General features: G+C 41.4%; 20 protein-coding genes and 4 pseudogenes. 14 read left to right on the top strand and 10 right to left on the bottom strand.

Annotation, left to right across the window (positions count from 1 at the left end; translation table 11 throughout):
- The first annotated feature begins 131 nt into the window (after positions 1 to 131).
- The 3 genes from Bealeia2_RS06470 (at position 132) to Bealeia2_RS06480 (ending at position 3,127) form a co-directional block, all read left to right on the top strand.
- Positions 132 to 1,178, top strand: coding sequence for a S66 family peptidase (locus tag Bealeia2_RS06470; protein WP_331256261.1), 1,047 nt, complete (start codon positions 132 to 134; stop codon positions 1,176 to 1,178).
- Between the two features lie 92 nt (positions 1,179 to 1,270).
- Positions 1,271 to 1,630, top strand: a complete 360-nt coding sequence (locus Bealeia2_RS06475) for a hypothetical protein (protein WP_331256262.1) — start codon at positions 1,271 to 1,273, stop codon at positions 1,628 to 1,630.
- 141 nt (positions 1,631 to 1,771) lie between these two features.
- Positions 1,772 to 3,127, top strand: a complete 1,356-nt coding sequence (locus tag Bealeia2_RS06480; protein WP_331256263.1) for an MFS transporter — start codon at positions 1,772 to 1,774, stop codon at positions 3,125 to 3,127.
- Positions 3,128 to 3,356: 229 nt separating this feature from the next.
- Here Bealeia2_RS06480 and Bealeia2_RS06485 read toward each other — a convergent pair whose 3' ends face one another.
- From Bealeia2_RS06485 to Bealeia2_RS06500, 5 genes are all read right to left on the bottom strand, one after another.
- Positions 3,357 to 3,563, bottom strand: coding sequence for an IS1 family transposase (locus tag Bealeia2_RS06485; RefSeq protein ID WP_331255416.1), 207 nt, complete (start codon positions 3,561 to 3,563; stop codon positions 3,357 to 3,359).
- A gap of 19 nt (positions 3,564 to 3,582) precedes the next feature.
- Entirely contained in the window at positions 3,583 to 3,945 is a 363-nt protein-coding gene (locus Bealeia2_RS06490) for an IS1/IS1595 family N-terminal zinc-binding domain-containing protein (protein WP_462346296.1), read from the bottom strand.
- A 214-nt stretch (positions 3,946 to 4,159) separates the two neighbouring features.
- A complete protein-coding gene (locus Bealeia2_RS06495) occupies positions 4,160 to 8,821 on the bottom strand; it encodes a disease resistance family protein (protein WP_331256264.1) in 4,662 nt (1,553 codons plus the stop codon).
- Positions 8,822 to 8,865: 44 nt separating this feature from the next.
- Positions 8,866 to 9,213 carry an IS1 family transposase gene (locus Bealeia2_RS10575; protein WP_414437814.1) on the bottom strand — a complete coding sequence of 116 codons (348 nt, stop codon included), beginning with the start codon at positions 9,211 to 9,213 and terminating at the stop codon, positions 8,866 to 8,868.
- Complete coding sequence (locus Bealeia2_RS06500; RefSeq protein ID WP_331255242.1) at positions 9,150 to 9,572, bottom strand: IS1/IS1595 family N-terminal zinc-binding domain-containing protein; 423 nt, start codon at positions 9,570 to 9,572, stop codon at positions 9,150 to 9,152. Before Bealeia2_RS06500 ends, Bealeia2_RS10575 begins: the two co-directional genes overlap by 64 nt.
- A gap of 74 nt (positions 9,573 to 9,646) precedes the next feature.
- Here Bealeia2_RS06500 and Bealeia2_RS06505 point away from each other — a divergent pair, with 74 nt between their 5' ends.
- From Bealeia2_RS06505 to Bealeia2_RS06525, 5 genes and pseudogenes are all read left to right on the top strand, one after another.
- The gene (locus Bealeia2_RS06505; RefSeq protein WP_331255248.1) at positions 9,647 to 10,024 is read left to right on the top strand and encodes a transposase; all 378 of its coding nucleotides are present in this window, start codon (positions 9,647 to 9,649) and stop codon (positions 10,022 to 10,024) included.
- Between the two features lie 54 nt (positions 10,025 to 10,078).
- Positions 10,079 to 10,291, top strand: a complete 213-nt coding sequence (locus Bealeia2_RS06510) for an IS630 transposase-related protein (RefSeq protein WP_331256265.1) — start codon at positions 10,079 to 10,081, stop codon at positions 10,289 to 10,291.
- Between the two features lie 12 nt (positions 10,292 to 10,303).
- On the top strand, positions 10,304 to 11,341 hold the full coding sequence (locus Bealeia2_RS06515; protein ID WP_331256266.1) for an IS630 family transposase: 1,038 nt from the start codon (positions 10,304 to 10,306) through the stop codon (positions 11,339 to 11,341).
- A 210-nt stretch (positions 11,342 to 11,551) separates the two neighbouring features.
- A pseudogene (locus Bealeia2_RS06520) lies at positions 11,552 to 11,800 on the top strand (transposase); the annotation flags it as partial.
- 42 nt (positions 11,801 to 11,842) lie between these two features.
- Positions 11,843 to 11,995, top strand: a pseudogene (locus Bealeia2_RS06525) (IS5/IS1182 family transposase); the annotation flags it as partial.
- 224 nt (positions 11,996 to 12,219) lie between these two features.
- On the opposite strand, the gene Bealeia2_RS06530 reads toward Bealeia2_RS06525, so the two are convergent.
- The gene (locus Bealeia2_RS06530) at positions 12,220 to 13,260 is read right to left on the bottom strand and encodes an acyltransferase family protein (protein ID WP_331256569.1); all 1,041 of its coding nucleotides are present in this window, start codon (positions 13,258 to 13,260) and stop codon (positions 12,220 to 12,222) included.
- Between the two features lie 386 nt (positions 13,261 to 13,646).
- On the opposite strand from Bealeia2_RS06530, the pseudogene Bealeia2_RS06535 reads away from it, so the two are divergent.
- Positions 13,647 to 14,730 (top strand): annotated as a pseudogene (locus Bealeia2_RS06535) (IS256 family transposase); the annotation flags it as partial.
- Between the two features lie 32 nt (positions 14,731 to 14,762).
- On the opposite strand, the gene Bealeia2_RS06540 reads toward Bealeia2_RS06535, so the two are convergent.
- On the bottom strand, positions 14,763 to 15,734 hold the full coding sequence (locus tag Bealeia2_RS06540; protein WP_422388038.1) for an IS701 family transposase: 972 nt from the start codon (positions 15,732 to 15,734) through the stop codon (positions 14,763 to 14,765).
- Between the two features lie 75 nt (positions 15,735 to 15,809).
- Here Bealeia2_RS06540 and Bealeia2_RS10665 point away from each other — a divergent pair.
- Positions 15,810 to 16,119: pseudogene (locus Bealeia2_RS10665) on the top strand (hypothetical protein); the annotation flags it as partial.
- 48 nt (positions 16,120 to 16,167) lie between these two features.
- Entirely contained in the window at positions 16,168 to 16,503 is a 336-nt protein-coding gene (locus Bealeia2_RS06545; RefSeq protein WP_331256268.1) for a hypothetical protein, read from the top strand.
- 124 nt (positions 16,504 to 16,627) lie between these two features.
- Here the strand turns inward: Bealeia2_RS06545 and Bealeia2_RS06550 are convergent, their stop codons facing one another.
- The gene (locus Bealeia2_RS06550; RefSeq protein WP_331255236.1) at positions 16,628 to 17,611 is read right to left on the bottom strand and encodes an IS5 family transposase; all 984 of its coding nucleotides are present in this window, start codon (positions 17,609 to 17,611) and stop codon (positions 16,628 to 16,630) included.
- Positions 17,612 to 17,710: 99 nt separating this feature from the next.
- Here Bealeia2_RS06550 and Bealeia2_RS06555 point away from each other — a divergent pair, with 99 nt between their 5' ends.
- The 3 genes from Bealeia2_RS06555 to Bealeia2_RS06565 are packed head-to-tail and all read left to right on the top strand — an operon-like array spanning position 17,711 to position 19,543.
- Positions 17,711 to 18,010 (top strand): hypothetical protein, encoded by a 300-nt coding sequence (locus Bealeia2_RS06555; protein ID WP_331256269.1) that lies wholly within the window; start codon positions 17,711 to 17,713, stop codon positions 18,008 to 18,010.
- Between the two features lie 13 nt (positions 18,011 to 18,023).
- On the top strand, positions 18,024 to 18,785 hold the full coding sequence (locus tag Bealeia2_RS06560; RefSeq protein WP_331256270.1) for a hypothetical protein: 762 nt from the start codon (positions 18,024 to 18,026) through the stop codon (positions 18,783 to 18,785).
- A gap of 11 nt (positions 18,786 to 18,796) precedes the next feature.
- A complete protein-coding gene (locus Bealeia2_RS06565; protein WP_331256271.1) occupies positions 18,797 to 19,543 on the top strand; it encodes a GNAT family N-acyltransferase in 747 nt (248 codons plus the stop codon).
- Positions 19,544 to 19,546: 3 nt separating this feature from the next.
- On the opposite strand, the gene atpC is transcribed toward Bealeia2_RS06565, so the two are convergent.
- Together atpC and atpD are read right to left on the bottom strand one after the other, a co-directional pair.
- Positions 19,547 to 19,954, bottom strand: a complete 408-nt coding sequence (gene atpC, locus Bealeia2_RS06570) for an ATP synthase F1 subunit epsilon (protein WP_331256272.1) — start codon at positions 19,952 to 19,954, stop codon at positions 19,547 to 19,549.
- A 2-nt stretch (positions 19,955 to 19,956) separates the two neighbouring features.
- The gene (gene atpD / locus Bealeia2_RS06575) at positions 19,957 to 21,396 is read right to left on the bottom strand and encodes a F0F1 ATP synthase subunit beta (RefSeq protein WP_331256273.1); all 1,440 of its coding nucleotides are present in this window, start codon (positions 21,394 to 21,396) and stop codon (positions 19,957 to 19,959) included.
- Positions 21,397 to 21,429: the final 33 nt, after the last annotated feature.

The following is a 21,429-nucleotide window of genomic DNA, read 5'->3' on the forward strand; positions in this document are numbered from 1 at the left end:
TACTGTTTTCTGTTTTTCATTTGGTGACCCTGACTAAATCACGATACCTTCTTGAATATAACTTTCTCTTAACGTAAAGTTTTTTATGAGTTGACACTGGACTAAGTTCAGATAGCCGTGAGAAAGCCTTTATGCAATCGCTGACGAAACCTCCAAAATTAAAAGCTGGCGATAAGATTGCTGTGGTCTCGCTCTCATGGGGCGGGCCGGGCGCTTTTCCAGAGCGATTTGAGGTGGGAAAACAGAGATTAGAATCTGAATTCGGCCTGGAGGTACGCCCTTCAAAACATGCCCTTCGGGACCCTGAATGGGTTTATCAAAATCCTCAAGCACGGGCAGAAGATTTGATGGAAGCATTCTTGGATCCATACATTAAAGGGATTTTCTCAAGTATTGGGGGAGATGACTCTATCCGATTGCTCCCTTTTATGGATCTTAAAATCATTGCGCAAAATCCTAAGATATTTTTGGGCTTTTCCGACACAACGGTCACCCATTTTGCCTGCCTTAAAGCCGGACTTCGGAGTTTTTATGGGCCAGCCGTCATGACCACTTTTGCTGAAAACGTAGAAATGCATCAATATTCTATTGAAGGCATTAAAAGGACTTTGTTCGCTGATGAACTGATTGGGGACTGGCCCCGCAGTGAGGACGGGTGGACAAAAGAAGTTTTGGGGTGGGAAAACCCCACCAATCAAAATATCAAAAGGAAATTGAATCCATCCCTGCCCTGGAACTTTATTGGAGCTCAAAACACCATTCAAGGGCGCCTTATTGGAGGATGCGTTGAGGCCTTGCAGTTCCTGAATGGCACCCCCCACTGGCCAGATCTTGGGGTTTGGGCAGACTCTATTTTATTCCTGGAAACCTCTGAAGAAGGCCCCTCTCCCACTGAGTTGGTCAGATTTCTTAGGAATCTTGCTGCCCAACGTATTTTGGAGAAAGTGAAAGGCATTTTATTCAGCAAGCCCGGAGGGAAATCCATTTCGGCAGCTCACTTCGTCCACTATGATGAGGCAATTTTAAAAGCACTGAATGAATACAATCTTCACCACATTCCCCTAGTTACTCAAATGGATTTTGGACATTCTGATCCGATGTGGATCTTGCCTTATGGGGCTTTGATAGAAATTAATCCATTTGAAAAGGCGGTTAGATTTTTGCCTGAAAAATACTGAGAGATTCCTTGTCGTCGTTCTCATTTTAGAATAATAATGGAGTATAAATAAATTCACTCACAGGGATTTTTGATATGAAAAAAAGAGTTCTTATGTCTTTTGGACTTATGATCACGAGCTTTCAAGTTCAAGCTCAGCCTTATCCGGATTCTTATTGTTGCCGTTTTTGGGATCTTAGCAATTCAAACGACCCTCAATTTTATGAGGTCAATGGGGATGGACTTTGTTGCAATTCGTACAAAAACAACTTACCCGCCGGCTATACGTGCGTTGATACTGTACAAACTTATGCCACCCCTCCTTTTGGCGATTGGTGCTACAAATTAACTGCAAGTCCAGGTTATAGCCAATGTCCTCCTCCCCAATGTGATAACTCGCTCCCAAAAGATCTAAAAGGTTTTCCAGACGCCAATCCAGAAAAGAAGGACCATAAGACACCAGATACAAGGTGAAATGAAAGAAGACCAACAATTTGTATCCAAATCGCAATCTCCAAAACATGACCTCCTTTTTAGAAAAAGCCAAAATACCTCTTTTATTTTGGTCGTCTTTTTGTATATGGTAAAAAAGTTTTTTGACTGAGAGAACCATATATGACTGCAACAACTGTTGAGGCCCTTAATCGTGGCTACACTCCTGAAGTCGCCCCTATTCACATAACGGCCCCCCTTTCTCGTGAGGTGCGTTCGACATATCGCTCCTGGCGAACTCAGATTTTGTATTCTGTCATTATTGGATATGCGGCCTATTATCTTTTGCGACAAAATTTCTCTATGGCCATTCCAGGGATGATGGAAGACCTGGGCTACACCAAGATCGAACTTGGTTGGGTTGTCACTATGTGGTCCATTGTTTATGGCATTGGAAAATTCGTAAATGGCTTTTTAAGTGATCGTTCAAATGCGCGGATATTTATGCCGGCGGGATTATTGCTTTCGGCGGTTGTATGTTTGTGCATGGGCTTTATGGATACTTTGTGGGCCATTGGTTTTTTGTGGATGTTTAACGGGTGGTTTCAATCCATGGGATGGCCACCGGCAGCACGTCTTGTAACCCACTGGTTTAGCCCCACTGAACTGGGAATGAAATGGGCTCTTTGTTCTTCCTCCCACCAAATTGGAGGCGCCATTATCTCTGTTTTTGCAGGATATCTCATTGTTCATTATGGATGGCGTTCAGCCTTTTATATACCGGCTCTTTTGGCCATAGGAGTTGCTTTTTTCCTCTACAATCGATTGCGAGACCGCCCCCAGGATTTGGGACTGCCTCCTGTGGAAGAATACAAAGGGGACGTTCGTCATGTCTCCGATGAATACGAAGAACGCGTCACACTCAAAGACGTAATTCACCAAGTTTTAGGTAATAAATTGGTGTGGTATATGGGCTTTGCCAACTTGTGCTTGTACATTCCACGCATGGGCATTTTCGTCTGGGCGCCTACGTTTTTGAAAGAAATTAAAGGCACTGGCCTTTTGGAAGCCGGGTGGCAAGTGGGTGGATTTGAAATCGCAGGCCTTGCCGGAGGACTTATGGCCGGATGGCTCTCTGATCGTTTCTTCGGAGGAAGACGCGGCCCTGTGGGCGTCTTTTTCCTCATTGGCCTAGCCGCCTCCATTGGATTGCTTTGGGCTATTCCTGCAGGATATCCCCTACTGGATTTGGTGGCATTAATGTTAGCGGGTTATTTGGTCTATGGCCCTCAAATTTTGGCAGGCGTAGCTTCGGCTGACTTTGCCTCTAAAAAAGCTGTGGGCGTTGCTAATGGCTTCATTGGCACCTTGGCGTATCTAGGTTCTGGCATTGCCGGAGTCGGCATTGGCTACGTCGTCGAATCCTACGGATGGGCGGGCGGCTTTACTCTTTTCATCGCAAGCTCCTTAATTGGCGCCTTTTTCTTCCTCCTGGTGTGGAATCGCCGCGCGAAAGTACTTGAGGACCAAGGCGCTTAGGAAAGCAAAGAGCGTCAAAGAAACGGTCTCTTTACCCCATCTCAAAGAAGAGCTTACGCGCCTGACCGCGTCTTTAAAAGGTGGGCAATTAAGGAGAGTATTCACCTAAAGATAGGCAAGAGGGTTTTCTGGTAGTGATGAAAGATTTCGGGAGAGGTTAGGGCGCACCAGAGCAGGATAGACCCATAAACCATGGATTCTTTTTTCGAAACGACCTTGGTGCGTCGGGTCATGCGACCAAGGTGATGGCTGTATTGCTATTATCGCGTTCAATGCACACCGTTCCCGACTTTCCAATCGTGTGACGCTCTTGAGGTAAAACCTTCGAAAAAGCATCCCAATTATCTGTATAAAAATGACATGTTTTTAGGTGACTGACTTTGTCATAGAGCCTTTGGAATGTTGCAGTATCACGACTCCCTGTAACCCAGGCCACAGTTCTCCGGGTCCCACGATCAACAGCTTTGAGGATCCAAATTTTGTTTTTTTGAACCCAAAAAATGCCACATTTCATCAAACTCCATTTCTTGAATACCTTCTGAAATGATGGGCTCTCTCACCTGATCCATCGCCTCCACAATCCATCGATACATAAGAGAAGGCGAATGTCCTAATATTTTTCCCAGCATGGAAAATGAGGCCTTTCCAAGACTATAAAGGATCACGCAAAGGGCTTTCTTGACGGCCGTTTGTGGCTTTTTTCGCTGGTCGCCCTCAACGAAATTCAGCAAACACTCCCGGCACTTGTAGCGCTGATGTCTCCTGACAAAACCGTTCTTAACACTGTTATTGCCTCCACATCTTTTGCACGCAACCATCTCTTCCCCTTTCTTATTCCAAGGAAAAAGAATAGCTCATATCTATCTTTTTGTGAATACTCTCGAATTATTTAATCACTACAAAACATTCACGATGGGTATAATTGGGTATATAAAATATTTTCTACCATTTTCTTTTTCGAAAAAACTAGCAACGAGTTGAACATCTCAACTCAGGTTATTCCAAAAGTTCCTCGATTCAAAAATCATAAATTCACTCATCTTCCCATTTAATTTTAGCTTGCCCTGTGATTTTAAGGCTGTTTTTAATGGAGTTGTGTAAACTAATTTCATCTGTGACGCCAGTTACATCAATTTCTTCGAGAGATCTGAGTTTTGAAAATTGCTTTAATGACCCTTGATCAAGGCTTGTCTTTTTTAAAAATAAAGATTTAATTTTTGATTCTAAACCAAAAGTAATTTGTTTAATTTCTGAACCCTCAAGATTAAGCTTTTCCAAATATTTCATGCCTGAAACATCAAGCTCTTTGAGGTTTTGTGTGTGACTAAGATTCATATCTTGTATTGTGGACTCTTTTAGACCTGTGAATTTCTGGATGCCTGACCCTTGAAAATCTAAGTATTTTAATTTTTTTGCATTTGCTATGTTTATCTCTCTAAGATTTTTTGCATCTCTAACAATAAGAGTCTCAATATTAGAATCTTCCAATCCTTTAATTTCTCTAATTCCTGTATCATAAGCAGCAATAATACGTTTTAAGGATTTCATTCCTGCAACGTCCAGTTTTTCTAAATTTTGTGTTTGCAGAAGAAACAGCTCCTCAATGGATGACTCTTCGGCAGTGATTTGCTTAATGCTTGAACTCTCAAAATATAATTTTTTTAAGGATTTCACACCTGAAACATTTACTTCTTCAAGATTTTTTGTGGATTTAAGAAGTAGCTCCTCAATGGAAGCGTCTTTGGCCGTGAATCGCTTAATTCCTGACTCCTCAAGATCTAATTTTTTTAAGAATTTCATTCCTGAAACATTTACTTCTTCAAGATTTTTTGTGGATTTAAGAAGTAGCTCCTCAATGGAAGCATCTTTGGCCGTGAGTCGCTTAATTCCTGACTCCTTAAGATCTAATTTTTTTAAGAATTTCATTCCTGAAACATTAAGGCTTTCAAGATGGGCTGTTTCTGAGAGATCCATCGTTTCGATGCTGGACTCTTCTAACCCTATGAGCTCCCTAATATTAGATTTATAAAATTCTACTTCTTTTAAATAATTTAAACCTTTTTTTATTACAAATGATTCAAGTTTTTTTGTACGACTTGCATGAAAAACTGTAAGAAAAGGAAGGTTTTCCAACTCAATTTTCTTTAAATACGTTTGGTTTAAATACAGTTTTTTCAAGCTGGAAAAATTTTTCCAGGTAATATGTTCTAAATGATAAGTTTCTGATAATATCAAAACCTCAAGTTGTGGCAGTGATTTTAACGCTTCCAGGCTTTTCGCACTCACTTTTGTATTGGATAATTTTATAGATTTTACAGAACCACACTGATTTATCTCAATCTCTTCAAGCTGTTTGGCATCAGACGCGTTAATATTAGTTAGACTGGGAAGTCCCTCGAGAACAATTTTCTTAAAAGGAGGAAACCCCATTCTTGACAAGCATAAGACAATTAGCCCTTTAAAATCTTTAAGAATTAATTCATCTTGTTTGGTTTCATATGAAAAATCCAGACTTCTCACTTTTTTAAAAAGAACGTCTTGAAATTCTTTTTTTTCAAGCAGCTCCATAACAAAAGGACTGGCTCTTTGAGATATGTAGGGATCATCCCATCCAATACTCTCGAGAACGTGAGACAAGGAATTTTTTATATACGGGAGATACGGCTCTATTTTCTGGGTATTGAAGTCACATAGCTTTTTTATAAATCGAATGCGAGAATCATTATCAACAAGCCCTTCGCTAAAGAGCTGGTATAAAAACGGAAAAGTAGTTTTTTGAGCAAGAAGGCGAAAAGTTTCCATGGTTGGAACAGCCTCAAGTTCATTATTTAAGACAACTTCAATTCCTTCAGCTTTGTTATTATTTTTATTGAGATCACTTTGTTCCAGAAATACATAACTCTTGTTGCCATCTTGCTGACTGTCCTGAATAGAATCAATGTAGCTGTGTAGATTATAATAAGAATGAATACGAAAAGAAAAATTGCTTTGATCAGAACTCGTAGAGCTCCTAATTTCAAGCGGGCCCTCTATCTCATTAGAAAAATATTTCAATTTTTGACTATTTACTTCGTAAGACCTCGTAGGATCCAAGATTTTGAATAAAGTTGCAAAAGAGTCAGAAAGCCACGTTTTGCCAACTTCCAATTGCGCTTGAGAGCTCAGCTTCTCACCTTTTTCATTTGTCGCTTTTGGAAAATCCCCCAAGGGCAAGCTAAATAGTTTTTGAAATACGCGCATAAAATGAATATGTCCCGCCTGTAGTTCTGCCTCAACACCATCAATCTTTTTTTTGTATTCAAGGTGAATGCCATCTTTAACCTGATCATTTAATGCATTAAGATCTCCAAAGATTTTGTTTCCCTTAGAGCGCGTGACAATATCCCCTGCATTGGCATTCTCGGGGTATTCTGTTGTGAAAAAAGCTCTCACATTCTCGAAAAATGGATTGGAGGCCTTTAAGCTTTTGATATGTTTTTCCACAGCCTCCAAATCATAGACTTTCTTTTCTGGATTAAAAAACACCATGGATAGAAATTGGATCATGCTCGTTTCTACGCAATTTTGAAACGTGGCAGTAAGTAGCCTTCCACTTTTGCGATCATAGAATTTCGTATCCCCATTGCTGACAGGTGTCACACCCGATTTAAAGGGGATTGAGCGATAAAAAAAGCTTGCCTGCGATAAATCATAAAGATCATCGATGTTTTTGTCTGTCTTGGCTGCAATTCCATCCAATTCTTCTTTTTTTAGGGGATCCGCAGTGCTCGGGACCGGTATCATTTTGTCCACAATTTCTGGTCGGAGGCCTCCTATAAAAGAAAAAAGATCTTCCTGTGTATTAAACTTCTCACAGAAAAAAGAGTTGAGAATTTGCTCAGGAGTACCTTTGGGATAAATCGATTTTTCACCCAGGGTTTTTTCCTGAATTTCAGCAGCCTCTAGGGCTTTTAAAACATCCCCCACAGCTTGGAATTTTCCTCGAAATAAAGTTTCATTAAAGAGATAGGAAACATCTGCGGCGGGATCGTCTCCCAGGGCTTCGATGGCTCTTTTCACAGTTTCTTCGAGTTTTTGATTAACGTCCCACTTTTTACCTTGCAAGGCCGTTAATAATTTTTTATTCAGTCCCGCTACCAGCGCAGTCATTTGACCAAGTTCCGCTTGAGATTTCTTGCCCTGTTTTTTAAGTAAGGCATACTTTTCCATTTCCTCTTTGTTCTTCTCTACAAGTTTTTTCAAACTTTTTTTCAGCTCTCCCTTTGAAAAACCGGTATCAAAAAGATCAGCAACTTCAGCATTGGGGTTTTCTTGGAGTTTTCTGATTGCTTTTCCAAAAACACCTTTTGGTAATCTTTCTATGTTCCAATTTTGACTGGTGAGAAACTCCTTTAATTTATTTTCTAACGTCACATGAAGCGTTTTAAGGCCTTTCTCATCTTCTGTAATTTTGAGTTTTTCAAAATCGGATTTGAACTCCTGATACTCTTTAAAAGCATCTTCGTTTTCCTTGACCAACGCACTTGCACTTGTCTGGATTTGAGAGGCCAGCTGATTGCTTTTAATAATATTGGAAAGATCTGCGTTGGGAGTTTCTTGAAGTGCGAGGATAACTTTTGAGATGACACCTTTAAGCTCCTTATTCATTGTTATGTTAGGAGTTTTTTCCTCATTTTTATTGGCACTTTGGGGCTGGTTTTGAATGAGTTGAGTAAGTTTTGTTTCTAAGGCCTCTGTGATCTTCGTCATGTTTTTTAAAACGTCAGAGTTTTTGTTTTTTTCAAGTCGCAACTGAACGTCACCTAACTCCTCAAACAGTTTGGCTTCTTCTTTCGCAAGGCGCGTAACACTGTTTTTCAGTCCATCCTTGAGAAGGTTTTTTGTCAATAGCTCAGAAACATCAGCTTTGGGGTCATTAAGAAGACGGGAAATTGCGTTTTGAAGGGACGCCTGATGATGGGCGCCTAACTTCCAATTGAACTCCATGAGCTTCTCTTGAAGCTTAGCTTCCAATTCATGTTTAATCCCACTGGCCCTTTCTTTGTCGGTAGGAGCGGCCTCATCAGTTGCAAGTTTTTGGTAGTCTTCAAAAAGTTTTGTGTTTTCCTCTCGTAACCCTTGTAGAGGCTTTGAGATAGCTAACTTTTGAGCCTCCTCATCCGCGCTATCCATCATATCTAAAATGTTATTCAGCGTTTGGGGAATTAAGGTTGGATTGGGTTTCTCCTGATGACGCATATCATAGGAAAAGTTCATGACTGCTGACATTACCTTGGGATCCGTCACATATTTTCCAAAGTTCGTGTCGGCGTTGGTTTCTGTGGAAAGATTGCCTGCAGGGGAAGGAAACAATAATTTGACGAGTCTCCAAGTTGGGTCCTGAGAGCGATCGTCGATGTAATTACGAGTCCCATCTGCCTTCACACCATTTTCAAAGTCACCATAAAATCTCAAATTCCCAATTAATTTGACATCAAGAGCAATTTCTCCCAAAGTTGGGGAATATAGTTCCTGTTCCTTTTTAAAGTATTTTGTAATTCCTTTAAAAGCCAATGGCGAGATTTTGGCGCTCGCACCCGAGGCATATAAAGCTGCCACCCCTAAAGACAAAGAATAAAGTGCATTCTGTAAATTAGATTTTTTCCGTGCCATCACAATCACCACCATTAAATTAAAAAAAATCTCTATATTCATATAATATAAAAAAAATATTAAAAAGATGTTAAAAATTGAGACTCTTAACTAAAGATAGATAAGAAAGAGTCCAGATATTTTTTGAAGACTTCAGGATTGGAGAGATGGTAAAGAAGAAGTAAGGAAAGATCTACCATTTCATGGCTTCGAGACGTGACCTTGGAGCGCCTTCGAAAGCGCGCGAGATAATGACGTGTGTTGCTGTTATCCTGCTCGATTGGGTAGGTTAAATCCTTGCCAGTAAAAAGTTGATGTTCAGGAATTAGACGATGAAATCCCTCCCAATCGTCCGTGATGAAAGTGAGATCCCTCGTGCCGATTTCGTCGATTAAGCTTTTGGCTGTTCGATCATCACGGCGACCCAAAGTCCAGGAGATAACTCGCCCTGACACAGGGTCAAAGGCTTTCCAGATCCAAATTTTGTTTTTTTTCCATTCACGTAATGCCACATCTCGTCGATTTGAACGAGCTTAAGGTCAGATGGAACGGCAGGCCTTTCCAATGATTTTGCCTCTTTTCGAATCCACTTCAAAACAGCGACATTACTGACTTTAAGAACCTTTCCGATCATTCCAAAGCTTGCATTTCCCAATGTATATAAAAGGATTGCCAAGGCTTTCATGGCCTCTGGCTTTCCGCGCTTAGGTGTATTTGTGAAGTTGCAGCCGCAGCTTTTACAGCGGTAGCGTTGGATCCCTCTGACCATTCCATTCTTAACATACTGAACTGAATTACATTTCTTGCATTCCATGGCCTATCCCCCTTTAAATAAGCCATCTTATCACGTTATCTATCTTTAGTTAAGTGTCTCCGAAAGCTTGCAATATGAAACCGTCAAAAACAGATACATCTCAAACTGAACTTTTTAGAGAACGCCTGTCCAATCAGTTAAACCCGCAAGAGCCATTGTTTATTCTCGCGGGGCAAATCAACTGGTCATTATTTGAAGAATCCTTTGGCGCAGAATTTACAGATGGTCCTGGCCAACCTCCCAAGCCCATTCGATTAATGTTAGGGCTCATGATGTTGCAACACATGAATGCTTTGTCGGATGAAGAGGTTGTGAAGCAGTGGGTTCAGAGCCCTTACTGGCAATACTTTTGTGGCTTTGATTATTTTCAGTGGAAGATACCTGCCGATGGGAGCTCCATGACAAGGTGGAGAAAACGCATTGGGAAAGAAGGTTTAGAAAAGATTTTATAGTCCTTCCCCTATAAATAGATAGATTTTTAGGAAAAGTTTAGGTGTAAGGAGGGTATGGCAAAAGCATATTCGGAAGACCTGCGGAAAAAGGTCATCTCCTACATTACGAGCGGCGGCCGTAAGCGGGAGGCTGCAAAGGTTTTTAACGTTGGAGAAGCCACGATCTATCGATGGATATGTCTTCATAAACAAGGGGATATTAAACCGAAAAAACGCACTTCTTATTACACCGGCAATAAAACAGAAGACATGAGGAGATTAATGTGATAAGTAGAAGGTATGAAATTAGGAGATGCACGAAAGTTAACGCAAGACGCCCAAGAAAGCCTTCGTTTGAGGGGGATTAAGGCAGTTGTTGAAGGCGGGAAGACGCATGCGGAAGTGGGGCATTTATTGGGAGTAGCGCGAGGCACTGTCAGCCGATGGGTTTCGAGCTATCGAAGAAGGGGCCAGGCGGCGCTATTGAAGAAAAAACGAGGGCGCCGGGCTGAAGACATGGTGCGCTTGAAGCCCCACCAGTGCGCCAGCCTCGTCAAAATGATCACCGATCGTTGTCCCGACCAGCTAAAACTGCCCTTTATGCTCTGGACGCGAGAGGCTGTGGGAGAGTTGATCGAACGCACTTTTGGCATCCGACTCTCGATTCGCTCCGTGGGGAACTATCTGAAACGTTGGGGATTTACGCCCCAAAAGCCGGTGCGTCGGGCTTATGAACGTCGCGAAAAAGAAGTTCAGGCTTGGCTTAAAGAGGTTTATCCGGCGATTGCCAAGCGGGCGCGCCTTGAAAATGCCGAGATTCATTGGGGAGATGAGGCGGGCTTTCGTTCCGATCATCAGACGGGCACAACTTATAGCCCCAAGGGTCAGACGCCTGTGATTTCAGGAACGGGAAAACGATTTCGAATCAATATGATCTCGAGCGTCACGAATCAGGGCACGTTGCGGTTTATGCTTTTTGAGGAGAATTTTACGCGAGAGGTTTTTCTTAATTTTCTCAAAAGGTTAATCAAGTCTTCCAAGAAAAAAGTGTTTCTCATTGTGGACAATCACAAAGTACACCACGCCAAAGTGGTCGGTGAATTTTTGAAGGAAAACAAAGAAAAAATTGAGGTATTTTTTCTGCCCGCTTACAGCCCAGATTTGAATCCAGATGAGCTTTTGAATCAAGACGTGAAAAGCAATGCTGTCGGACTCAAACATGCCAAGTCATTGCAGGAACTCAAAACCAACATCACAAAATATCTTTTTGGCACCCAAAATTGCCCCGAAATCGTTCGCTCCTATTTCCTCAAAAAAGAAGTTACCTACGCCGCCTAACGTCATCTATTTTATTGCCGGAGTAATATCAGGGGAGTAAAGATACCATCCTTGCCCACAAGAGCCTTCCCCGCCTTCATATCGGCTATGGATTTACTTTTAAACTCCTCAAAATCAAAGGAGGCTTCTTCTTTTTCTATCGGCATTGGCCAGTCCTTTCTTCAAAGTGGAATTCCCATTTCTATCAAAGCTGACACAGTTTCCAAAACACTCCCGCCTTTCCTGGACTTTCCAAGCGACATCCGCAAAGCCATTTATACGACAAATGCCCTGGAGGCGATCAATCGTCAGATCAAAAAAATCGTCAAAGCCAAGGGGGCTTTTCCTCACGATCAAGCCGTTTTCAAGCTGGTATTTCTGGTCTTGCAAAATGCCAGCAAAAAATGGACAATGCCCATCAGAGAATGGAAATTAGCACTCAACCAATTTGCTATCCTCTATTCAGATAGGGACCTCTAAATATTGACCCTATCTTTCACAACTTACACAAAATTTATGACACCCTCTATTGGGCACATGAAAGCTGATGGAAACCTACGTCGAAATTTCCTCAAAGGAACCCTTGGAGATGCCTTCAACGCCCTGTTGTGTGCCGTTGGCCATAATTTGAGGATGATCCTGAGAACGATCATATCCTTTTTATGCTTTGGTTAGCAATCTTAATGCGGATAACTCAGCCGGACAATCATCAGGTTAGGTCGTTAGCCTGCGTTTAAAACAATTCTTCAGAGCCGACCAAATAATCTCAGAAATATCAAAGGCTTTTTCGACATTTTTCTGCGTCTCATACTCATACAGCATTCTCCTGACCTTTTTTCTCCTCCTTTTCCCTTATCTCTCTTCTCTTTTCAATCCCTTACCTCACTTGCGTATCAGGTCTAATGAATCACTACTTCCCTGTCGGAGTTTTGCGATCCTCCCCTTATAATCTGCATCAGAATGGGTTTTTCTGGTGAGCAAGAAGCTCTAATCCACTCTCTTGCGGGTTTTTCAATAAAATAATACCCGACCGCAGAAAAAACTGTTAAAAACACAAATACTACGAAAGTCAAAACTATATTATTAGACAAAAAAGAAAAATTCATAACTATTTTTTCATAATTGTCGATTAAAGGTAAAATTAACACAGCCTGAAAAGAATAAAAACAATAGCTTATTTTCCCAAACCAAACGCTAATAGGTGCGCTTAACACGTAGTTCAGGATACTTCTCCCATTGAAAAGAGTTAAAATCATAAAGCTGAAAAAGGGAAGGGCAATCCAATTGTGCCCGATATATAAAAGCATTTTTGAGCCAAACACCCCTATGTAACATACAAACGCAGCTATAAACCAAAATTGATATTTTTTGTATTTCGTAAAATCTACGCCGGCTGTAATGAGCAAGTAACAAGCTATCCCAATTAAAAATTCAGGGAAACGGAAAATAGGGATTGCGTAGAAAACAGGAGCAGGAACCGTTGTAGGAAAAAGTTTGATGGACAGGCCAGGCAAGATAGCAAACGCATATAAAATAAGTACAGTCCAAATTAAATATTTTTTTGATATTTCTTTGAGGCGCGGCAAAATAAACGGAAACACTGCGTAGCAAAAAGCTTCTACAGATATTGACCAACTACCACCGTCATTCCAATAAGAAAAGAACTGTGGAAACCAAGCTTGAGTAATAAATATGTTTACGACGATTAAAAATGCTAATCGGATAAATTGCCTTATAAATTCATATAAAGAAGAGAATTCCATCTCTATACCAAGCCAAGGTAAAGCAGCTAAGGCCGCAACAATATATATAGGGTATATTCTCGCAAATCTACTTACATAGAAAGTATACTTTAAAACGCTGCGATCAGTGTATTGATAGGCAAGAATAAACCCTGAGAGTATAAAAAAAAGGCTCATTCCTATGGCGCCTTGCCCCAGAAGTGAGGAAAAAAAACGCGTTTTCTGTTAATGGCCAACGTATGTGCACATGAAACAAAAACACCCAAAACGCGGCAACAAACCTTAGACCAATTAAAGCAGGCACTTCCTTTCTGCCAACCATATAATAATCTCCAACAAATGATTATGAAATAATCTTATACAGGATCTCAAAGCCGAAATGCAACAGTATGGTAAGGAAGGTTCTGTCGCATCTGTTGAAAAAGAAGTGAAGGTTGATTAAATAGACCTGATGCGTAAGTTGGCTGTAGTAGGTGGAGTCAGGAAAGCGCAAGCTGCCCTTCCCGGAAAGGTTGGGGAGTGTTTTGGAAACTGTGTCAGCTTTGATAGAAGTGGGAATTCCACTTTGAAGAAAGGACTGACCAATGCTGAAAGAAAAAGAAGAAGCCTCCTTTGATTTTGAGGAGTTTAAAAGTAAAGCCATAGCCGATATGAAGGCAGGCAAGGCTCTTGTGGGCAAGGATGGTATCTTTACTCCCCTGATAAAGCAATTTTTAGAAGCCGCTTTAGAAGGTGAAATAACCGCCCATATGACGACTTGTCTTGAAGATCCTGAGAATCAGAATCGCCGTAACGGCAAGAGTCTTAAGACACTCAAAAGCGCAATGGGGGCCTTTGAGCTTGAGACGCCCCGTGATCGTGAAGGCAGTTTTGAACCTCAAATTGTCAAAAAAAAAGCGTCAAACGGTTTTAAATGCTTCTTTAGACAATAAAATCTTGGGGTTATAGGCTCTTGGGATGAGCTATCAAGACATCGCCTCACATCTGAAGGAAATGTACGATTTTGATGTTTCTGCCGGCACAATCAGCGCTGTCACGGACAAACTTGTTCCTCTGATTGAGGATTGGAGAAGCCGTCCCTTGGAATCTATTTATCCCATTGTTTTTCTGGATGGAATGTATTTTAAGAGCCGTGATAACGGAAAAGTGATGACGAAGGTTATCTATAATATTCTGGGAGTTAATCAGGAGGGTTACAAGGAAATTCTCGGATTTTATGTTGCAGAATCAGAAGGATCCAACTTTTGGCTGGGTGTTCTAAATGATTTAAAACAAAGAGGGGTTCAAGACCTCCTTATTGCATGCGTGGATGGACTTAGGGGCTTTCCTGAAGCGATTAAAGGAGCCTTTCCTAAAACAGAAATCCAGTTATGTATTATTCACCAAATTCGTAATTCACTGAAGTATGTTGCCAGCAAAAATCAAAAGGAATTTATGAAAGACTTAAAGGAGGTTTATCAAGCTCCTAACAAGGAGGCTGCTGAGTATAACCTCTTAAAATCAGAAGAAAAATGGGGAGAAAAATATCCTATGGTCATTAAATCTTGGCAATCACATTGGGAGCATTTAAGTCATTATTTTCAATATTCTGGTGAAATTCGAAACCTCATTTACACGACCAATGCCACCTTAGGTTTTCATCGCCAGGTCAGAAAATACACTAACACGAGTTACGCAGTTTGCAGCAAAAGGGTGGGAATCTAAGCGAAAGACATGAGTTTTGTTATTTCTCTAGAGATATCATGCTTAATAACATCCCACTGCTGCTGATAAAAAGAGAAGCCTCCAGCAAGTCGTCTTTTAAATCTTTGAATCCAAGCCGAAATGGCAAGAAATATATGATTTCTTTGGGCTCGTCCCGTGCGAGACTGACAGCGTTCAAGACCGCATGTTTGCTTTAATTCCCGATGATAAACTTCGATTTTCCAACGCGATTTCATGACCAGTTCAATATGATCACGAGAGGGATTATCCCTATTGGTTCCGATATAATCCGTGCGACCGTTTTTGGCAACAAACCGGAAAACAGTAATCCATCCATATCCGCGTAAGTGAACTTTCAGTCCTTCATCTGGAATGTCCAGCTTTTCAAGAGTTTCTCCACGATTCACTTTCCTGTTTTTCTTCAACCCCATCACCCATGTCCAGCCTATGGATTCAATGGCCTTCAGATTATTCAAGCTCGAGTACCAAGCGTCTGCAACCACGTCATCCGGATTTATCCCTCTGTCTTGAGCCAGCTTTAACATTTCCCTGAAATGGTCATTCTTGCTTTTGCCATCGCTGGCTTTATCATAAATACGATAATCAACAGGAATAGAGTCATGACTCCTCAGGCCATGCCATACCAAATTGACAAGACCTATCCCCGCAATAACATCATGGGCATTCCCAGAATACTGATAATGCACAAGCTCTATCTTCTCGCTCCGATTTTTATCCAAAATTGTATCGTCACATACTAAAAAACAAGGTTCTTTCTTGTTAATAAGAGATTGAGTAAGATTCCACACTCCGCTCGGACGCAATGCACTAGAACTCAACCATCGATTGACGCTGTCATGCGACAATGGAATCGGTGACACCTCCGAAAGTGCCAACCCTGAATAGCGCACACTGCTGGCTTGTAAAAATGAACGATAAAGTGATTTTGTGCATTTGTGTCGAGACATCATTTCTTCTCATTTAATAAATATTCCCTCTCACCTTATCTCTTCTCTCTTCTCCTGCAAACTGCGTAACTCGTGACTAAAACAAAGGGCGCTTTTAGCAGTGAATCTGCGCTTTTTAAGCTCATTTATACGCGCATAAAACCATGGGGCTTGTCCCATGGATGAAGCGCCCCTCATATAATTAGTGATATGAGGCAAGCGCAGCTTGAACTTGGCCTTTAGGCCAACGAGATACCACGGGGCTTGCCCCGTGGAGGTTCACTGCGCAATTCAAAAAATTACGGAGAAATGGACAGCGCCTTTGCAAAATTGGGCTTTGACGATTTCTCAGTTCGATGTATATTTTGAAGGAAGGCTCCAACTGGGGTCTATGTTTAACCGCTGACACAGTTAGTTGAACACTCTCATTTAAAAGTTAAGGAGAAAATAAAAAATGAAAAAATTAGGGATGAGTATCTATTTTACTGCAAACGTTTTGGTTTTGGGAAGTTTATATGCCACATCAAAAACAGAAGTTGTTGATATTAATGCAAAAATTCCGTTTGATTGTATAGAAGGCAATGCTCCAGTACAATTGTATTGTCTTGAGATGACAGACTGGCAAGACGGCGAAGGCAACTGCAATTTGGGCCCCACGAGCCTAACAGGTGTAACGCAACCAGATCCTGGTAATGGGACAACAAAGCCTTGTAATAATCCTGGAGTCAATTCCTTGGTAGAGACTTGCAAGAGTTTTCTCAAAAATCAAAATATAAAGGCCATTGCATAATTAATAAAAATTCCAACTGAGGTCCTGAAAAGCTAATTTTTGAGTTTTTTAAATTGAGGGGGATGATATTTTTCTTCGTCTCTTTGTTCTTTTTTTGCTCAAATACTCACTTAACTCGCCTGATTTATCCATAAGCAACCTTATTTGTGGCCTTTAAGAGGTTAAAGGCTATGGCTTTTAGGGCCATTTGTCCTTGAACTTTGGGTGTTGTAAAATAGGATGCTCTCGTGAATTTGAATTTTCGTTTTAAGGTTCCAAATCCTTGTTCCACCCTATATCGAATCTTCGAAATCATCCGGTTAAATACTTTTTGCCAATGGGTTAAGGGCTTATTTCTTTTCGCTTTCTCCATCAACCCGTTCTTAATCCCCTTAGACCTCAGCAAGTCTTTGTTTCCTTGGGAAGCATACCCTTTGTCTCCATAAAGCCTCTTATCTCGACGCTTCTTCACAACCTCTTCCAACTCTCTCACTTCAGAGACATGCGCAGGCGTCACGTGAACCTGATCAATATATCCGTCCTCCTGGTCAATGACCATAAAGCCTTTGTACCCAAAATAGCTCCGTTTCCCCTTCTTAAGCCATGTGGCATCTGGATCTTTGGAAAGGGTTACCTGCTCTTCAACAGCATATTCCTTGTCTTCTTCACGATCAACAGCCATCCCCTCCATTTCTTTCCGAGGACGTGCCGCTGATTCGATAAGCGTCGCATCTATAATCGCTCCTTGGGATTCTTTCACTTTTAATCCCTTTTGTTCTAGTTGATAATTGATCATTGCAAGGAGGTATTCCCAAAGGTTTTGACTGATCAACAAGTTGCGAAATCGACAGAGCGTCGTATGATCAGGCACCTTTTCCAACCCCGTGATGACCATAAAGTCCAACCGAACCCTCAAGGCTTCTTCCAACCCCTCATCGCTTAAGCTATGCCAAGCCTGCAAAATCAACGCCTTCAGTAAATTGACTGGTACGTACCCATTGGGGCCATAGCCAGATCTTCCTAGTTTCCCCATATTTTGCTTTACACTCTCCCAGTCGATAAGGCTAAAAGCTTGGATAAGTTGACTGTTCTTTAAACGCTCTCTGGCTTCACGATTTAAAAAGGACATTTTCGATCACTCCTGCTTTTCGGACTTTCCTCAGTATATCCTTTCTCTCCTCATCCCTCAATTATGCAATGGTCTTTGGAAAGTTATTTGAGAACTAAAATGGGGCCGTCCTTAGATGACGCCTTATATCAGCAGGCCTTTATTGTTGTGCTTGAGGCGCTTCTTCCATTTTTTGATCAAGATGTTCAAGAGATGCTTTTGATTGTCGCAAAAAAATTACAAGAAGGATATCCTTGTCCGGCCTCTCAGGTTGCCGCGGGATCTCTTTGTTGCGGAAGCTTGGTTGCCACATGTGTTGAGCATATTGTACGAGGTGCCATCATCGCTCCCTTTCCTAAATTTCATTATATCAACTTACACCGTACACTCGAAAGTACCGCAGACCCCCTTCTTAAATAAGGATCATTTACCGATGAAAAGTATTACGCACGAAAGGCGAAAACAGCAAAGCGACTATCTTGATCAACATTATGACCGGAGGGGACATCACTTTAGTTCTGTTCTTGCTGATTCAGCATTATTGGAGCGTTTTTATTATGATCTTAGGTACATTTCTTATATTAAAGAAGCGCGAATTCCTTTTAAAACTGATCCAAGTCTTAATAAAGTGGAAGTCGATGAATCGGATGCAAACTCACTAAAGTTTTTACTTCTTTACAAACCACTCCATCTTTTTTTAGGAGGAAACAGAATCATTCTTCCCGATGAGGAAAAAGACTATGCTGGTCTTCCTACGCTTGCCTATTCAAAGGCATTAAAAGAAATTATTCCTGAAAAAGACTGGTATCAAACAGGAGAAGTCTCACGTTTTTTGATTTCCAAGGAACGCTCTCAAATCTGTTTTGAGCATTTAAAAAAATTTGATGACTCTTTAACTTTGAGGAAAATTGAAGAACAAAAACTCATCACTTTAATGTTAACGTGCTCCCAGGCGTGCCAGAAGAAAAATTTAAACATTTTAATTTTTTCTTTAGAAAAGGCGCTTATTAAGCTTTTGCAAAAAAATGATATTCTCCTCATCCCCACCAACGAAGATATTGAGTATCATGGGAACGTTCAAACGGCTGTGTTGTATTTTGATCGTGCCCTGGAGCATATAAAAAAGTGCAACCCTGCTCTTTTGGATTTTTATCTCTCGCAACCGTCATCCAATAGTCAAAGTGAGTTTTATTAAGGAGTGATCTCATGGTATTGCCGTCTCAAGATCGGAGAATATCTCAATCTCACTCCTTTTTAGAAAAATATTTTGAACGGCGGGATAGCCCTTTTTTAACGATAGAGGCGAATACGCCTTATCTTAAAGAATGTTTTTTTCGTTTAAGGCATGATGCTTTTGTAAAAGATACGAGATCTCTGAAAAACATTGAACCACATCCTATTTATAAGGATTGTGATGTCGATATTTATGATGAAAATGCTTTTCATTTTCTGACAACTTTTCGTCCGCTTGATATTTTTATTGGGGGAATCCGGCTTATTCGGCCCACCCCAAAATACAGACGATTGACATTCCCAAGTGCAGAATTTTCCGATCCCTTACATAATTTTGTTGAAGCTGTAGGAGCTGAAAATTGTTTGGAACTCTCTCGTTTTATGCTTTCTAAAAGCCGCATGCAATTTGTAGATGAACACACACAAGATAAGGCTCTTGCAAATGCATCGCCCTTTGCGCCCACCATAGGATTTCTTATTCAAAAGATTTATCAGGTAGCTCAGGATCAAAAGGCCTCTTACCTGATTACAAGCCTTGATGCCTATCTGATTCGTATTTTCAGACAAATGCATATTGAGTTTATATCTGTGGGGCATGCAATTCCTGAGCTTGGAAATCTCCATCCCTGTTATTTGGACATAGAAAAAAGTCTCAAAACCTTGGCTTCCAAAAATCCAAAGCTTTATTATTTTCTAACGGAAGAAGCTATCCAGGAATAAAGCCTATTTTTGGGAAACAAGTGCCATCAATTTAATGCGCGCCATTTCAAGGGAACGGTCAGCTTCTTGCCTTGCTTCATGAGTTTTACTGTCTTGCGCATCTTCAAGAAGGTTTTGTATTTCAAGCTCAAGGGCTGAGCGATCCAAAGTTTCAACGGGCGTGCCTTCGGTCACAAGGGCGGTGCACCGTTCAGGGGTGATTTCAGAAAAACCTCCATCGACGAAGATTTTGACTAAAACATTGTCACCCTCATAAACAGTCACAATGCCGGGACGTAATGTCGTTAAAAGAGGGGCATGTTGCGGTAGGACACCAATGTCTCCATCGATGCCTGGAACCACAACCATACTGACTTCCTTCTCAAAGAGGATCTTTTCAGGAGAGACTAATGAGAAGTGAATCGTTGACATAATTATGCTGCCTCTTTTGAGAGTTTCTGAGCTTTTTGGATAGCCTCATCAATCGTTCCCACCATATAAAAAGCAACTTCAGGAAGGTGGTCGTATTTTCCTTCAACGATGCCTTTAAATCCGGCAATGGTGTCTTCTAATCTCACGAACACACCAGGGCTTCCTGTGAAGACTTCTGCCACATGGAAGGGCTGGGAGAGGAAACGTTGAATCTTACGGGCACGAGCCACAACGATTTTGTCTTCTTCCGAAAGTTCATCCATACCCAAAATCGCAATAATATCTTGCAAGGATTTATAGGTTTGAAGAATCTTTTGAACATCTCGGGCGACAGAATAATGTTCCTCACCCACAACGCGAGGATCCAAAATACGAGATGTGGAATCCAAAGGATCCACGGCCGGATAAATACCCAATTCCGCAATTTGACGACTTAAAACGGTGGTCGCGTCTAAGTGCGAGAACGAAGTTGCAGGTGCAGGATCCGTTAAGTCGTCAGCAGGAACATAAATTGCCTGAACTGAGGTGATCGATCCTTTTGTGGTTGAGGTAATTCGCTCTTGAAGTTCACCCATTTCAGTGGCCAATGTTGGTTGATACCCAACCGCTGAAGGGATACGACCCAAAAGTGCCGAAACTTCCGATCCCGCTTGTGTAAAACGGAAGATGTTATCTACGAAGAACAAAACATCCTGACCTTCTTGATCGCGGAAATATTCCGCAACAGTTAGTCCTGAAAGTGCCACACGGGCGCGAGCGCCTGGAGGTTCATTCATTTGACCATAAACAAGGGCGGCTTTGGAATTACCTTTTTCAAGGTCAATAACGCCGGATTCGATCATTTCATGATAAAGATCGTTTCCTTCACGGGTCCGCTCGCCCACGCCTGCAAAGACAGAATATCCTCCGTGCGCTTTGGCGATGTTATTGATGAGCTCCATAATCAAAACCGTTTTACCCACACCGGCGCCACCAAAAAGGCCAATCTTTCCACCGCGAGAATAAGGCGCCAAAAGATCGACCACTTTAATACCTGTGACTAAAACTTCTGTTTCTGTGGATTGCTCGACAAAAGGAGGAGCGGATCTATGGATGGGAGAACGTTCTTTATATTCAATGGGCCCCATTTCATCGATGGGTTCGCCAATGACGTTCATGATGCGTCCCAAAGTTCCAGGTCCTACGGGGACGGTGATTTCTTGGCCCGTGTCTTTAACTTCCATTCCACGAACAAGACCTTCTGTTTCATCCATGGAAATCGTCCGAACGGTCCTGTCTCCTAAATGCTGGGCTACCTCAAGAACGAGACGTTTTCCATGATTGTCAACCTCAAGGGCGTTTAAAATTTCTGGAAGTTTTCCTGGAAATTCCACGTCCACGACAGCGCCAATAACTTGAACGACTTTACCATTTCCAACTGATTTTGCGCCTTTTGAAGCCATATTTGCTCTCCTTGCATCCAATGATTCGATTTT

The sequence above is a fragment of the Candidatus Bealeia paramacronuclearis genome (assembly GCF_035607555.1).
Lineage (GTDB): Bacteria > Pseudomonadota > Alphaproteobacteria > UBA9655 > UBA9655 > Bealeia > Bealeia paramacronuclearis.